General features: G+C 62.8%; 12 protein-coding genes. 5 read left to right on the top strand and 7 right to left on the bottom strand.

What is annotated here, in order from left to right; all coding sequences use genetic code 11:
* Positions 1–107: 107 nt before the first annotated feature.
* From HQ843_RS22550 to HQ843_RS22530, 5 genes are all read right to left on the bottom strand, one after another.
* Complete coding sequence (locus HQ843_RS22550) at positions 108–3,437, bottom strand: transglutaminase family protein (protein WP_180901096.1); 3,330 nt, start codon at positions 3,435–3,437, stop codon at positions 108–110.
* A 116-nt stretch (positions 3,438–3,553) separates the two neighbouring features.
* Positions 3,554–4,699 (bottom strand): ABC transporter permease, encoded by a 1,146-nt coding sequence (locus HQ843_RS22545; RefSeq protein WP_180901097.1) that lies wholly within the window; start codon positions 4,697–4,699, stop codon positions 3,554–3,556.
* Positions 4,689–5,630: an ABC transporter ATP-binding protein gene (locus HQ843_RS22540; RefSeq protein WP_180901098.1), complete on the bottom strand. Its 942-nt coding sequence runs from the start codon at positions 5,628–5,630 to the stop codon at positions 4,689–4,691. The genes HQ843_RS22545 and HQ843_RS22540 overlap by 11 nt, the downstream gene beginning before the upstream one ends.
* Complete coding sequence (locus HQ843_RS22535) at positions 5,627–6,592, bottom strand: HlyD family secretion protein (protein WP_180901099.1); 966 nt, start codon at positions 6,590–6,592, stop codon at positions 5,627–5,629. The genes HQ843_RS22540 and HQ843_RS22535 overlap by 4 nt, the downstream gene beginning before the upstream one ends.
* Complete coding sequence (locus HQ843_RS22530) at positions 6,589–7,215, bottom strand: TetR/AcrR family transcriptional regulator (protein ID WP_180901100.1); 627 nt, start codon at positions 7,213–7,215, stop codon at positions 6,589–6,591. Before HQ843_RS22530 ends, HQ843_RS22535 begins: the two co-directional genes overlap by 4 nt.
* Positions 7,216–7,538: 323 nt before the next feature.
* Between HQ843_RS22530 and HQ843_RS22525 the strand changes: the two genes are divergently transcribed.
* The 3 genes from HQ843_RS22525 to HQ843_RS22515 all read left to right on the top strand — a co-directional run bounded on the left by HQ843_RS22525 (position 7,539) and on the right by HQ843_RS22515 (position 11,416).
* Positions 7,539–8,645 (top strand): TRAP transporter substrate-binding protein, encoded by a 1,107-nt coding sequence (locus HQ843_RS22525; RefSeq protein WP_180901101.1) that lies wholly within the window; start codon positions 7,539–7,541, stop codon positions 8,643–8,645.
* A gap of 380 nt (positions 8,646–9,025) precedes the next feature.
* Positions 9,026–10,246, top strand: a complete 1,221-nt coding sequence (locus HQ843_RS22520; RefSeq protein WP_180901102.1) for an NAD(P)/FAD-dependent oxidoreductase — start codon at positions 9,026–9,028, stop codon at positions 10,244–10,246.
* Positions 10,247–10,387: 141 nt separating this feature from the next.
* Complete coding sequence (locus HQ843_RS22515; RefSeq protein WP_371824604.1) at positions 10,388–11,416, top strand: LacI family DNA-binding transcriptional regulator; 1,029 nt, start codon at positions 10,388–10,390, stop codon at positions 11,414–11,416.
* Here HQ843_RS22515 and HQ843_RS22510 read toward each other — a convergent pair.
* Together HQ843_RS22510 and HQ843_RS22505 are read right to left on the bottom strand one after the other, a co-directional pair.
* The gene (locus tag HQ843_RS22510) at positions 11,413–12,123 is read right to left on the bottom strand and encodes a phosphoadenylyl-sulfate reductase (RefSeq protein WP_180901104.1); all 711 of its coding nucleotides are present in this window, start codon (positions 12,121–12,123) and stop codon (positions 11,413–11,415) included. The genes HQ843_RS22515 and HQ843_RS22510 overlap by 4 nt on opposite strands.
* Before the next feature lie 142 nt (positions 12,124–12,265).
* Complete coding sequence (locus HQ843_RS22505; RefSeq protein ID WP_180901105.1) at positions 12,266–13,678, bottom strand: chloride channel protein; 1,413 nt, start codon at positions 13,676–13,678, stop codon at positions 12,266–12,268.
* A 353-nt stretch (positions 13,679–14,031) separates the two neighbouring features.
* On the opposite strand from HQ843_RS22505, the gene HQ843_RS22500 reads away from it, so the two are divergent.
* Both HQ843_RS22500 and HQ843_RS22495 read left to right on the top strand, forming a co-directional pair.
* Positions 14,032–14,595 carry an HdeD family acid-resistance protein gene (locus HQ843_RS22500; RefSeq protein ID WP_180901106.1) on the top strand — a complete coding sequence of 188 codons (564 nt, stop codon included), beginning with the start codon at positions 14,032–14,034 and terminating at the stop codon, positions 14,593–14,595.
* Between the two features lie 9 nt (positions 14,596–14,604).
* Positions 14,605–15,603, top strand: coding sequence for an NAD(P)H-quinone oxidoreductase (locus HQ843_RS22495; protein WP_180901107.1), 999 nt, complete (start codon positions 14,605–14,607; stop codon positions 15,601–15,603).
* The last annotated feature ends 9 nt before the right edge of the window (positions 15,604–15,612 follow it).

Raw genomic sequence — 15,612 nt, 5'->3', positions numbered from 1 at the left:
ATCATATATCGAAGCGGCGGGAGACTGGAGGCTTCCGCCGTTTTGCCGGCGCATGTCCGGCTGTGTGACGCATCGAAAAACGTGGTCAGAATATCACCGGGCGCGCCCTAAAATCCGGCCGGCCTTCGAAGATCGAGCGTCAGCGGAAACTCCGATGACGGCGCCTCGTTGAAAACGGCATAACCGCCGGCGGTGTGGCCCGAGGCCTCGAACCGCGACAGACGCCGCGCTTCCGCCTCGTTTCCGTTGACCGGAAAGGTGTCATAGTTTCGCCCGCCGGGATGCGCAACATGATATATGCAGCCGCCCACCGATCTTGCCGACCATGTGTCGTAAATGTCAAATGTCAGCGGAGAATTGACCGGCAGGACCGGGTGCAGGCCCGATGCCGGCTGCCATGCCTTGAAGCGCACGCCGGCAACCGAAACGCCCGATTTATCAGTGGCTTTCAGCGGAACCCTACGGCCGTTGCAGGTGACGATGTAGCGCTCCGGGGCATTGCTTTCGAGCAGCACCTGGAGCCGCTCGACCGACGAATCGACATAGCGCACCGTGCCGCCGGCCGCGCCCTGTTCGCCCATCACGTTCCACTGTTCCAGCGCCTGCCTCAGTTCCAGCCGGTTGCCTTCGTATTCGACCTCGCCGAAGAACGGGAAGCGGAACTGAAGCTGCGCCTCGAACCATTCGGGCCGGAATTCAATTCCGTTTTCCTTCAGGTCCTGCAGAACATCCATGAAATCCTGCCAGATGTAATGCGGCAGCATGAATCGGTCGGAAAGGGCGGTGCCCCAGCGCACGAACTTGCCCTCCAGCGGGTTCTTCCAGAACCGCGCCAGCAGGGCGCGCACCAGAAGCTGCTGGGCAAGGTTCATGCGCGCGTTCGGCGGCATTTCGAAGCCGCGGAATTCCACCAGCCCGAGCCGCCCGGTCGGGCCGTCCGGCGAAAACATCTTGTCGATGCAGATTTCGGCGCGATGGGTGTTGCCGGTGACATCGATCAGCAGATTGCGGAACAGCCGGTCCACCAGCCATGGCAGCGGCGGCATGACGCCCGCCTGCGGATGAGGTATCTGCGCCATCGCGATCTCGAGTTCGTAAAGCGCGTCGTGGCGCGCCTCGTCGATCCGAGGGGCCTGCGAGGTCGGACCGATGAACAGGCTCGAGAACATGTAGGAGAGCGATGGGTGGCGCTGCCAGTGCAGCACCACGCTCTTCAAGAGGTCCGGGCGGCGCAGGAACGGGCTGTCGCCGGGATTGGCGCCGCCAACGACGACGTGATTGCCGCCGCCGGTGCCGGTATGGCGACCGTCGATCATGAACTTGTCGGCGCCGAGCCGCGTCATCCGCGCTTCCTCGTAGATCGCGGTCGTGGTCTCGACGCATTCCTTCCAGTTCGCGGCCGGATGAATGTTGACCTCGATGACGCCCGGATCGGGGGCCACCCGGATGACGTTGATGCGCTCGTCATCCGGCGGCGCGTAGCCTTCGATGTGGATCGGCAGGCCGAGCTTTTCGGCGGCCCGCTCGGCGGATGCGATGAGATCGAGATATTCCTCGAGCGCCGTGGTCGGCGGCATGAAGACGCACAGCCGGCCATCGCGCGGCTCGACCGAGATCGCGGTACGGACATAACCGCCGATCGAATGGCCGGGAGAAGGGCGCGCCGATTGCGGGCTTTCCTCGAACGGGACGAAGCGCGCCGTCGGCAGCGGACGGCCCTCGTCCTTGCGGTAATCGGGAAGCGGATCGCGCCGGACGGAAGGGTCCATCGGATTGATGAACGGATATTGCGATTCCGGAATCCACGCCAGCGCATCAAGCGGCAGGCGGAAGCCGATCGGGCTGTCGCCGGGGATCAGGTAGATCCGCCCGCGCCGCGTGGTCCATCTGTCCGATACCCATTTCAGGCCGGAGGCGCGGCCCTGCCAGGCCTGAACCGGCAGCACATAGCCGGTCGGACGGGTCAGTCCGCGCTCGAAGACCTTGGTGAGGCGTGCGCGATCCTCGGCGCTTTTCAGTTTCGAGTTGGAGGGGTCGACATTTTCCGGCAGATTGCCTTCCCGGATCATCCATTCGGCCGGATCCTCGAAGGCGGGGGACACCATGTCCGGCTGGATGTCGAGTTCGTTGGCGATCGCCTGCAACAGCCGTCCGGCATCGCTCTCGTCGGCCTTGGTGTCGCTCGTCTCTTCGGCGACCAGCGATTGGTTGTTCCAGATCGGCACGCCGTCCTTGCGCCAGTAGAGCGAGAAGGTCCAGCGCGGCAGGCTTTCGCCCGGATACCACTTCCCCTGGCCGTAATGCAGAAAGCCGCCCGGGGCGAAACGTTCGCGCAGACGCCGGATCAGCTCATCGGCAAGCGCGCGCTTGGTGGGGCCGACGGCGCCGGTGTTCCACTCGTCGGATTCGAAATCGTCGATCGACACGAAGGTCGGCTCGCCGCCCATGGTCAGGCGCATGTCGGTTTCTTCAAGCAGCTTGTCGACCTTTTCGCCGAGCGCGTTCAGCGCCTCCCAGCTTTCATCGGAAAACGGCCTGGTGATGCGCGGATGCTCGGAGACCCGCGAAATCTTCATGTCGAAATCGAAGCTGGTCTCGGCCGTGCCGGAATAGCCGCCGGTGATCGGCGCGGCGTTGCGGTAATGCGGCGTGGCCGCGAGCGGCACATGGCTTTCGCCGGTCAGAAGCCCCGAGGTCGCGTCAAATCCGATCCAGCCGGCGCCCGGCAGGAACACTTCCGCCCAGGCATGAAGATCGGTGAAATCGTGATCGGTGCCCGAGGGGCCGTCGATTGCCTTCAGGTCGGGTTCGAGCTGGATCAGGTAGCCGGAGACGAAGCGCGCGGCGAGCCCCATGTTACGCAGGATCTGGACCAGCAGCCAGGCGCTGTCGCGGCACGATCCGGACTTGCGTTCCAGCGTTTCCTCCGGCGTCTGCACGCCGGGCTCCATCCGGATGATGTAGTCGACATCGTGCTGAAGATTGGCGTTGATGCCGACGAGCATGTCGACCGTGCCCTGACCGGGCGAAAGGTCGAGCTTTTCCATATAGGCCTTCAGCAGCGGCCCCATCGGCTCCGGCGTGCGATAGATCGACAGGTCCTCGCTGATCGCCTCGTCATAGTCGAACGGATATTTGGTCGCCTGTTCCTCGACGAAGAAATCGAAGGGATTGTAGACCGACATGTCGGCGACGAGATCGACCTCGATCTTGAATTCCGTCACCGGCTCCGGGAACACGAAACGGGCCTGGTAATTGCCGTAGGGATCCTGCTGCAGATTGACGAAATGATTGTCCGGGGTGACCTTCAGCGCGTAACTTATGACCTTGGTCTTGGAATGCGAGGCAGGCTTCAGCCGGATGATCTGCGGGCCGAGGCTGACGGGCTTGTCGTATTTGTAATGGGTGAGGTGGTAGATCGCTGCTTTGATTGACATATGCGTCCTTGCCGGCTTCTGCCGTTCCCCGGAGTTTTGCCGCGAGTGTGGGCAAAGCAAAGTGAGAAAGCAAGCGGGATTGAAACCGAAGGACGAGATTCAGGACGCTGGCGATTTCAGTCCAGCGTCCGGTTGAAGCGGGCGACAGCGATGGTGATCGCCGCGAGTGCGATGACGGCGAGCATCAGGCTGTCATAGCCGAGCACGGTGATATCTGCCCCCTTCAGCATGATCGCCCGCACGATCCGGATGTAATGGGTCAGCGGCAATGCCTCGCCGAGATATTGCGCCCATTGCGGCATGCCGGCGAACGGGAACATGAAGCCCGAGAGCAGGATGCTCGGCAGGAAGAACATCATCGACATCTGAACCGCCTGAAGCTGGTTTTGCGCCACCGTGGAAAAGGTGTAGCCGATCGACAGGTTGGTGACCACGAACAGCAGCGTCAGCGCGATCAGGGACCACGGATCGCCGAGGATCGGCACCCGGAACACGAACAGCCCGGCCATGATGATCAGCGCCGCCTGGAACAGGCCGACGAAGACATAGGGCATGATCTTGCCCATCATGATCTCGATCGGGCGGATCGGCATCGCAAGCAGGTTTTCCATGGTGCCGCGCTCGATCTCGCGGGTGACGGCAAGGGCGGTGAACACCAGCAGCGTCATCGTCAGAATGGTGCCGAGCAGGCCCGGGATGATGTTGAAGGTCGATTTGCCGGCCGGATTGTAGCGGCGATGGGTCACGAATTCGAACGGCGGCGGCTGTTCGACGTCAACCCTGATATGGCGCAGGCCGGAAAGCGACGAGGATACCACGCCGGAAAGGGCACCGAGCGCCGAGGACGAGGCGACGGGATCGGTGGCGTCGGCCGCGACCAGGATCGAAGGCGTATCGCCGCGCCTGAGATCGCGTTCGAAATTCAGGGGGATTTCGACGACGAACAGAACCTTGCCGGATTCCAGCAGCCGGTCCATCTCCTCGGCCCTGGTCGCGACGGCTTCGATCTCGAAGAAATCGGTATTTTCGAGCGCGGCCAGCACGGCGCGCGAGGCATCCGTGCTTTCGCCCAGCATCACGGCGGTCGGCAGGTGGTGCGGCGTGGTGTTGATGGCAAAGCCGAACAGCAGCAGTTGCATCAGCGGCAACGCGACCATCATGCCCATGGTCAGCCGGTCGCGGGCCATCTGGATGAATTCCTTCACCGTCATCGCCCAGAAGCGGTGGAGCGAGGCAAAGCTGCGTACGCCTTCATCTGTCATCGAAATTATCCTTCGATGCGTTCATCAGGTAGATAAAGGCGTCCTCCAGCGTCGCCTCGCTGCGGCTGCATCTGGTGCCCGGCCGGTTTCTGTAGGGCGCGATCGCGCGCTCCAGCGCCGCCTCATCGGGGCCGCAGACGTGAAGCGAGGCGCCGAACGGGGCGACGAGTTCAACGCCCTCTGCATGCTCAAGCGCGGACTGGAACTGGTGAACGTCCGGCCCGGTGATCAGATAGCTGTGGAGTTTCGAGGCGGCGACGACATCATCGACCGTGCCGCTCACCACAAGCTTGCCATAGGCCATATAGGCGATCTCGTGGCAGCGTTCGGCCTCGTCCATGTAGTGGGTCGAGACCAGTACGGAGAGGCCTTCGGCCGCGAGCGCGTGGATCTCGGTCCAGAATTCGCGCCGCGCCTTGGGATCGACGCCGGCGGTCGGCTCGTCGAGCAGCAGCAGGTCGGGGCCGGGGAGCGTGCATGCGCCGAGCGCAAGGCGCTGTTTCCAGCCGCCCGACAGATTGCCGGCCAGTTGCTTCTCGCGTCCGCCGAGCCCGAGCCGCTCGATTGCGTCGGAGACCTTCTTTCGCGGATTTTTAAGCCCGTGGATCCGGGCGACGAAATCGAGGTTCTCGCGAATGGTCAGGTCCTGATAAAGCGAGAACCGCTGGGTCATGTAGCCGACATGCCGCCTCAGCCTTTCGCCGTCGCGGGTGATGTCGTAGCCAAGGCAGGTGCCCGAGCCGCTGTCGGGCGTCAGCAGCCCGCACAGCATCCGGATCGTCGTGGTCTTGCCGGAGCCGTTGGGCCCGAGGAAGCCATGGATCGCGCCTTTCCTGACGCTCATGGTGAGGTGGTCGACGACCGTGCGGCCGCTGAAGCTCTTGGTGAGGTTTTCGACCGAGATGACGTTTTCCGCCGCCGCATCCGTCATTGTCCGCTCCCGTGGGTAACGGTGACCGGAAGGCCGACGGGGAGGCCGGCCGGATTGTCGGGGATGGCCTTCAGCCGGTAGACCATCTTGGCCCGCTCCTCGGTCGAGAAGATTTCCGGGGGCGTGTATTCGGCATCGCGGGCGATGAAGCTGATCGTCGCCGGTTGCGGCGTGCAGCCGTCGCAGGCGACCGTCACCCGGTCGCCGACCTTGAGTGCCGCGCGCTCGCCTTCCGGAACGAAGAATTCGATCCGGATATTTTCGGGCGGAAGCAGAGCGACGACGGCGCGTCCCGCCGGCGCGACCTCGCCGGTGCGATAATAGACCTCCTCGACGCTGCCCGCGGCCGGGGCCGCCACGCTTTTGAGCGCCAGAACGGCCTCGGCGGCGGCGACATCCGAGGTTGCGGCGGCAACGGCCTGTTCTGCCTCTGCAATCTGTTCCGGGCGTTGCGGCAATTTCCCGAGCGCGATCTGGGCATCGATCTTGTCAAGCGCGGCTTTGGCACTGGCATAGGCGCTGACGGCGCTGTCGAGATTGGCCTTGGTGCCGGTCTGCTGGCGATAGAGCGAACGGGCGCGGTCGAGCGTTTCCTTTGTATAGGTCTCATCCGCCTCCGCCTCCTTGCGGGTGGCTTGCAGGGCGTCAAGTTCCTCCTTGCGGCTCTGCGGGGCGTTTGCCAGCGCAAGGGCTGCCTCCGCCTTTGCCAGATTGGCCCGCGCCGTTTCCACCTGCGCCTTTTCGGCATCGGCTTCGAAGGTGAACAGGCTCTGTCCGGCGGTTGCCTGATCGCCTTCGCTCACGGCAAGTTCCGTCAGCCGCGCGGTGGCGCTTCCGCCGACATAGAGTATTTCCGCCTCCACCCAGCCGAGCCAGCCCTGCTGCTGTTCCGGTTGGAAGAAATAGACGCCGGCGGCAAAGGCCAGAGCGAGGATCACAACAAGTGCGACAAGCCGTTTCATGCCGTTTCTCCTTCGGGTGAGACGAACAGGGCATCAAGGTAGAAGTCGAAGGCCGCGCGGGTTTCGAACGTGGCGAATCTTGAAAACAGAATGTTCCACAACACAGTCATCACCGCAGGCGCGATGACGATCTGCGGAACGGCAAGCACGGCGCGCGAGCGCAACTCGCCCCGGCTTTCGGCCCGTTCAAGAATTGTCCTGATGAGGTCGAGGCCCGGCCCGACCAGATCGTGATAATACTGCTTGGTGACACTCGGAAACGCGCTGAGCTCGGTGATCATCAGCCGCAGCAGATCGCTTTTCGTGGTGTTCAGCACGTCCTGCTCCAGCTTGGCGTAAAGCGCATCGAGGAGGGCGCGCGAGGGCATGTCGGAGCCGAAAACGAGCTGGCGCGCGCCTTCGATGACCGGGCCGAGATCGGCGCTGACAAGAGCCCTGAACAGGCTCTCCTTGTCCGGGAAATGGAGATAGACCGTGCCTTTGCCCACGCCGGCGCGACGCGCGATATCCTCGATACGGGCGCTGGCGAAACCCTTTTCGACGAAGACAATGAGCGCTGCGTCGAGGATCAGGCGTTTGCGCTCTTCGGGCGGCATCGCCTTTCGCTTGGGCTCGGGTTTCATGGCATTCCCACCGATAGTTATGACTGACCAGTCAGTCATAACATGATGCACGGCCGGTTTCAACGCCTCCCCGACGTTCTCAGGGAAGCACCGGTGCTGGAAAACGATCAGGCGCGAAAAAAGCGGGAAGGGCTGGACTGGATAAAGGTGAGCCGTCGACTGTTCCTTGCTGTTACATGAACGCAGCGGCGGGCGCCGTCGAATGACGCTGGAAGCCTTGCAAGGCGGCGCAAAAGGGTCTAGGCCCCCACCCGTATCGATCGGCTGCCTTGCGGACGCGTTTCGCGGGCGCAGCGAAAAGCATCAAAGCAGGAAATACCCCAATGGATCGCCGTACATTCTTCAAGAAGGCGGGTGTCGCTTCGGCCGGCGCCCTTGCCCCGGCAGCGCTCGCCGCTCCCGCAATCGCCCAGGAAAACCCGAAGCTGAGCTGGCGTCTGTCGTCGGCTTTCCCGCAATCGCTCAATATCCTCTATTCGGCGGCAACCGGCATTGCCGATCGTGTGCGCGAGGCGACCGACGGCAATTTCGAAATCCAGGTCTATGCCGGTGGCGAACTCGTGCCGCCGCTGCAGGTGCTTGACGCCGTGCGCGACGGCACCATCGAGATGTGCCACACGCCGTCCTACTATTACATCGGCCAGGACATGGCCTATGGCCTCGGCACGGCCGTGCCCTTCGGCATGAACGCGCGTCTCAAGAACTCCTGGCTCTATCAGGGCGGCGGCAATGAGCTGTTCGACGCTTTCTTCGCCGAAAAGGGTCTCTGGGGTCGCCCGGCCGGTAACACCGGGGCGCAGATGGGCGGCTGGTTCGCCAAGGAGATCAACTCGGTCGAGGACATGAAGGGCCTCAAGATGCGCATCGCCGGACTTGCAGGTCAGGTCATGGCCAAGCTCGGCGTCACGCCGCAGCAGATCGCCGCCGGCGACGTCTATTCGGCGCTCGAGCGCGGCACGATCGATGCCACCGAGTTCGTCGGCCCCTATGATGATCTCGCGCTTGGTCTCGTGAAGGTTGCCAAGTACTACTACTACCCGGCATGGTGGGAAGGCGGCCCGGTCATCCACGCGTTCTCCAATCTCGAAAAGTTCAACGACCTGCCGGCAAGCTACCAGCAGATCCTGACGGATGCCTGTGATGTGGCGAACCTCGAAATGCTGGCAAGCTATGACGCCCAGAACCCGAAGGCGCTGCGTCAGCTTGTGGCCGACGGCGCCGTGCTGAAACCGTTCAGCGAGCAGATCCTCGACGCATGCTATGCGGCCTCGCAGGAAACCTTCGCGGAGATCTCGGCCGAAAATGAGTGGTTCAAGACCATTTATGAAAGCCAGCAGGCGTTCAAGAAGGACGCCTATCTCTGGATGCAGCTCGCCGAATTCTCGTTCGACAAATACATGATGGTCCAGCAGCGCAAGGGCAATCTCTGAGGTATTGCCGGCCCCGCAGTCAGCCTGCTGAGTCAATAAAACTGGTTTACGGAAAGGCCCGGGAGCGATCCCGGGCTCAGAGTGCTGACAAACCATATTGCAGACACCTTGAGTTTGCCTACCCCTCTGCCCGTCACCCCGGACTTGATCCGGGGTCCAGGGCTGCGGAACGCCATATGTGCAAGGGGAACACCTTGATAGCCCTCGAAATTTGGCCCTGGATGCCGGGTCAAGCCCGGCATGACGGAGGAGTTTGGTGAGGGATTTGTCAGCAGTCTGAGGCCGGGAGCGCTCCCGGGCCTTTTCGCATGCAATTGACGATGCGGACCGGAGGCCGTAAGTCGGTTATTGCAGTGCGACGAAGCGAGGTTATCAAAACAGTGACGGATCGGATTGTTATTGTCGGCGGTGGCCAGGGCGGTTTTGCGGTCGCCGCGAAACTGCGCGCGCTGAAGGACGAACGGGCGATCACGATCGTCGGCGCGGAGCAGGTCCCGCCCTATCAGAGGCCGCCGTTATCCAAGAAATATCTGCTCGGGGACATGACTTTCGACCGGCTGCTGTTTCGCCCGGAAAGCTGGTATGAGGAAAACGCGATCGACCTCAGGCTCGCGAGCTTCGTGGAGCGCGTGGACCGCGCCGCAAGGCAGGTGGTGCTGCAGGATGGCTCGACCATCGAATACGGCACGCTGGTGCTGGCGACCGGGGCGACGCCGCGCGTCCTGCCGCAGGCGATCGGCGGCGATCTCGACGGGGTCTACGTGATGCGCGACAAGCGCGATGCCGACCGCCTTGCCGAGGCGATGCGCCCGGGGGCGAAGCTGCTGGTCGTGGGTGGGGGCTATGTCGGGCTCGAGGCTGCGGCGGTCGCGCGCAAATTCGGGGTCGAGGTGACCGTCATCGAGATGGCGGATCGGATATTGAAGCGGGTGGCGGCGCCCGAAACGGCGGATATCATGCGCGCTGTCCATCGCGCGCACGGGGTGCATATTCGCGAGAATTGCGGCCTTACGCGCCTTGAAGGCGAGGGCGGACGTGTTGTCCGGGCCGTGCTTGGGGATGGCAGCGTGAAGGATGTCGACATGGTCGTCGTCGGCATCGGTGTCGCGCCGAACGATCAACTGGCCAAGGATGCCGGGCTTGCGGTCGGAAACGGGATTGCGGTGGATGAATTCGGACGGACCTCCGATCCGGCGATCTTCGCCGTCGGCGACTGCACCGAATTGCTCTACAAGGGCGGACGCATCCGGCTCGAATCCGTTCCCAACGCCGTCGATCAGGGCGAGGCGGTGGCCGGCGTGATTGCAGGTTCCGAGGAGCCTTATGTGCCGGAGCCGTGGTTCTGGTCCGATCAGTATGATGTGAAGCTGCAGATCGCGGGCTATAACGGCGGGTATGACCATACGGTGGTGCGCCAGGGCGCGCGTGAAGGCGCCGTCTCGGTCTGGTATTTCCGGGGCGACGCGCTTCTGGCGGTCGATGCCGTCAATGATGCGCGGGCCTATGTCTGCGCCAAGAAATTGCTCGCGGCCGGCAGCAGCCCGTCGCCGGAGGTCATTGCCGATCCCGCAACCGATCTGAAGGCGCTGGCCGCGCAGTGACCGGCTAAACCTTGTGGTCTTGTCACACAACGCATTTGTATTTGAAGCAATCATGTGCAAAGTAAAATTAGTGGTTCGTAAAATGCAACCTGATAGAAATAACAATGGGATGCGTTTACGATAGAGCAGGGGAACGGGGAATTGTCTTTACGGGTAAGAGGCGGCCCAAAATCGCGCACGACCTTGAGTGACGTAGCTCGGATCGCTGGAGTGAGCCCGATCACGGTATCGCGGGCGCTCAGGGAACCGCACAAGGTCAGCGACAAGCTGCGCGAGCAGATACTCGAAGTCGTCGAGGATATCGGCTATGTGCCGAATTTCGCCGCCCGCGCGCTGGCAAGCCGCCACAGCGGAACGATCGCCGTTCTGGCGCCGATCCTGGAAATGAGCGGCTTTTTCCATGCCGCCAGGGGGATCGAGGACAGGTTCAATTCAAGCGACGTCACAACGCAGTTTGCCAATATCGGGCTTAATGCCGCCGAGGAAGCAAAGCTGATCAACCTCTTCGTCGCGCAGAACCCCGCCGGCATTATTCTCGAAAGCGTTGCCGAATTTCCGGTCAACAAGCCGCTGATCACCGAACTCGGCTGCCCGGTCGTGCAGATGATGGATACCAGCATCACGCCCCTCGACATGGGGGTCGGCATTCGCAACCGCGAGGCGGCGAAGGCTGCGGTCGAGCATCTTCTTGCCAAGGGCTATCGCCGGATCGCCCTTCTGGGCGGCGGCAAGGATATCCGCTCGCGCCGTCGGTTCGAGGGCTATCAGGATGCGCTTTCCGATGCCGGACTTTACGATCCCGACTATGTTTTCGAGGCAAGTGGCGGCAGCCCGCTGGAGCAGGGCATGAAGCTCGCCTTCGATCTCGGCAAGCGTCTGCCGCAGATCGATGCGGTGTTCTGCCATAATGACCGGCTGGCGCTCGGCGTCTATTTCGGCGCGCAGCAGATCGGCCTGAAAGTGCCGGAGGATCTCGGCATTTGCGGCTATAACGGCGTCGATTTCGCCGATATGGAAGAATCGCCGCTGACCTCGGTCTACGTCCCGCTTTACGATATGGGTTACAAGGCCGCCGAGATGATCATGCGGTTCCTGACCGAGGGCGAGCGCCCCAAGAAGGCGGTGGAATTGCCGTTCGAGATCATTGAGGGCGCTTCAACGCGGCGTTAACTCGCCACCTTGACGACATGCAGGCCGCATTCGCGCTTGGCATCGTTTTCCCACCACCAGCGGCCGGCGCGCTCCGGTTCGCCCGGCTTGATCGCGCGCGTGCACGGCTCGCAGCCGATCGAAGGGTAACCGCGGGCGTGGAGGGGATTGACCGGTATCGCGTGCCGCTCGACATGGGCGCGGATATCGGCAAGGCTCCAGTCGGCCAGCGGATTGATCTTGACGAGGCCGCGCGCGGCATCCGCCTCGGCATAGGGGGTGGCCGCGCGATTGCCGGACTGGCCGCGACGCAGGCCGGTGATCCAGTATTCCGCGCCGTCCAGGGCCCGCGCCAGCGGCTCGAGCTTTCTCACCTGACAGCAGGCGTGGCGGGCTTCAACGCTGTCGTAGAAGCCGTTGCGGCCATAGGTCCTGACATAACCGTCGACGGCGGGCGTCTCGGGCCGGAAGCGCTCGATCTCAATGCCGTAAAGCGCTTCCGTTTCGGCAATCAACGCCTCCGTTTCGGCAAAAAGCCGCCCGGTGTCGAGCGTGACGATCCGGATGTCGAGGCCGGCGGTGGCGATCGCCTCGGTGATCACCTGGTCCTCGATGCCGAGGCTGGTGGTGAAGATCGCCGGCTGGCCGGTATCGGCGATCAGCCGCAGCCGCCCGACCAGATCGAGCTCGCCAAGTGTCCTGTCCAATGTCGCCGTGCTGTTCGTCATAACGTCCGCCTCTTCGAAATTTGGCGCAGTGTGACGGCTATCATGGCGGCGGGCGAGGAACCGGGTTCCCGAAATGCGGTCCGGATGGGTAAAAGCTTCGCGTGTGAGCCGGGCTTCGTAGAACGCCGGCGCTTTTCCGTTGTCAGAGCCCGCCCTTTTCGTCGTAGCGGCGGGTTTCCTCGCGCATCTCATCGATCGTGGCGCGGTCGTGCTCGTTGACCTCGCGGTTGCGGGCGCGCTGGAACTTGATGCTGTCGGCGAGGTAGGCGCGCGAAAGGCCATGATAGAGCGGTTCGCGCGAAATCAGGCGCGAGGCGATGTAGCCCAGCATCGAGGTCGCCATCAGCGTGATGATGCCGTCGTGATTGTCGGTCATTTCCAGAATGATCACAAACGCCGTCATCGGCGACTGCACCACGCCCGCGAAATAGCCGGCCATGCCGAGGATCGCGCCGAGCCCGATGCTGACGCCGAGCACATCGGCGATCGTGGAGCCTAAGGCGGCGCCGACCGAAAGCGACGGCGCGAACAGGCCGCCCGGAATGCCCGAGGCCATAGACAGGAAGGTGGCGGCAAGTTTGCCGATGAAGAACAGCGGGTTGATCGAACCGCCCTCGATCACGGTTCTGGCCTGCTCGTAACCGGTGCCGAAGGTCGCGCCGCCGAAGGCGATGCCGATGACGGCAACGGCAAGGCCGCAGCCGCCGGCAAACAATGCCATGCGCTTGACCGGCGCGGCCTGCGCCCAGCGCTTGATCCGCCGCGCCGCCTTCAGCGAATAGAGCGAGAACAATGCGCCGAGAAAGCCGCCGCCGATGCCGCAGACAAACACGGCGACCCATTCCTCGGGCTTGACGGCGATGGCGGAGGCATGGCCGAAATAGGTATAATTGCCGGCAAGCCCGATCGCGGCGAGGCCCGACAGGATGATGGCGGAGACCACCAGGCCGTTGGCGCGCGATTCATAGGCCCGGCTCATCTCCTCGATCGCAAACACGATGCCGGCGAGGGGGGTATTGAACGCCGCCGAAATGCCGGCCGCCGAGCCCGCGACGATCAGGCCGCGGGTCTGGATCATCTTTCCCCAGCGCGCGGTCTGGATCATGATCGAGGCGCCGACCTGCGCGGTCGGTCCCTCGCGGCCGATCGAGGCGCCGCAGAACAGGCCGATGACCGTGATCAGCACCTTGCCGGTTGCGACCCTGAGATTGAGCAGCCGGTGCTGGCTTTCGACATCGTGGAGATGGCGCGCGGCGATCGCCTGCGGAATGCCGGAGCCCTGCGTGTTCGGAAACCACCGCGTCGAAAGATACGAACAGAGCATGAAGCCGAGCGGGGTGAGCACCAGCGGCAGCAATGGCGACCAGGCGCTCGATTGGCGCAGCGCCTCGAACATCTCGAAAGCATGGTCGGCGGCGCGCGCAAAGCCGACGCTCACCACCCCGATCATCACCGCGCCGATCCAGAACACGAGCCGCGGCTGCCAGATCCGCCACGATCCCCACATCACCCGGGTGCGGCGGACCATTTTGACGTTCTTGTAATAGGGGCGCATGGCTCGGCTTTCGCGGCAATGTCAGTGTTTTATCTATCCGCGGCCCGGCGGTTTCGAACATCAGGATACGGGGTGAAGCTGATCCGTTATCCTCTTGGCCTTGAAGGATTTCAAGGCTCTTTCCGGCAAAAAGAATTGATCATTCGCACTTTATGTTACGGCGCGTCCGAAGCGTGATCCGGGTTCGCTCAGAGGCCGGCCGGATCGCGGAAAATCGTGACGCATTGACCCGCCGCCTTCGTCGCGCGGCCGTCGGGCGACCAATCTGTCGCCGCTGGACGAAGAACAGTTGCTTATGATTTCCTTCCTCACTATCGTCGCTGAAATTCTTATCTTTTGGAAGGGGATGTCCAATGACGATTCTTGAACAGCAGGAACTGAATACCGACAAGGTGAAGGGGCGCTGGGGATGGGTGCTGGCCCTTGGCGTGCTGCTGATCGTCATGAGCCTGATCCTGCTCGGCAATCTGGTGCTCGCCACCGTGGCCTCGGTCGTGTTCTTCGGGGCGATGCTGATCGTTGGCGGCGTCATTCACCTGTCGCAGCTTTTCTACAATCGCCGCACGGGTCATGTCGCCTTCTGGCTGATTTCCGGCCTGCTTTACGTGGTGGCGGGCATCTTCGTGATGCGCAACCCGGTGCTGGCTTCCGGCGTGTTCACCATCATGGTCGGCATCTCGCTGGCGATCGCCGGCGGTTTCCGCATCTATCTCGGCATGACGATGCGGCCGGTCAAGGGCTGGGGCTGGATGATCTTTTCGGGCCTGGTGCTGATCCTTGCCGCCGTGATGATCGCCTCCAATTTCCCGCAGAACAGCCTGTGGCTGCTCGGCCTGTTCGTGGCCGCCGACTTCCTGGTCTACGGCTTCTCGCTGGTGGTGTTCGCGCTGGCGCTGAAGCCGCGCAAGGAAGCGTGACCGGCTGACATGGCTTTGAATGGTAACATGCGCCATGTCGCGCTCAGTGGTTTCGGCGAACCGGATGTGATGTTGATTGCAACCGGCCCGCGTCCGATGCCGGGACCCGGCGAAGTGCTGGTCAAGGTTACGGCTGCGGGCGTCAATCGCCCGGATGTGGCCCAGCGGCAGGGCAATTATCCCCCGCCGCCCGGCGCGAGCGCCATTCTGGGTCTCGAAGTTGCGGGAACGGTGGCGGCACTCGGCGAGGGCGTGACCGGGTTTGCGCCCGGCGACCGGGTCTGCGGGCTTGCCAATGGCGGCGGCTATGCCGAATTCTGCGTGCTGCCGGAAGGCCAGGTGCTGCCGGTGCCGGACGGCATGGACGAGGTCAGCGCCGCAGGCCTTCCCGAGACCTTCTTCACCGTCTGGGCCAATCTGTTCATGATGGCCGGACTTGAAAAAGGTAAAAGCGTGCTGATTCATGGCGGCACCAGCGGGATCGGCACGACGGCGATCCAATTGGCGCGAGCCTTCGGGGCGGCGACGATATTCACGACCGCGGGATCGGCGGACAAATGCGCGGCTGCGGAGCGGCTCGGCGCGGATGTCGCGATCAATTACCGCGAGCAGGATTTCTCCGAGGTCATCAAGGAGAAGACCAGCGGCGTCGATATCATTCTCGACATGATCGGCGGCGCCTATTTCCAGCGCAATCTTTCAGCGCTCGCCAAGGATGGCTGCCTTTCGATCATCGCCTTTCTAGGCGGTCCCAAGGTGGAAAACGCCAATCTGATGCCGATCATGCTCAAGCGTCTCAAGGTCACGGGATCGACCATGCGCCCGCGCACCGACGTCGAAAAGCGCGAGATCCGGGACGAATTGCTTGAAAAAGTCTGGCCGCTGCTTGCGGCAGGGCGCGTCAAGCCGGTCATCGATCGGGTATTTCCCTTCGACGACGTGGTTGAAGCTCATCGCCGTATGGAGGCGGGCGATCATATCGGCAAGATCATTCTGACTTTCGATTGAGGGGGAGAA

Source organism: Martelella sp. NC20, from assembly GCF_013459645.1.
In the GTDB taxonomy this organism is placed as follows: Bacteria; Pseudomonadota; Alphaproteobacteria; order Rhizobiales; family Rhizobiaceae; genus Martelella.
This window is presented reverse-complemented; position numbering and strand designations above follow the sequence as displayed.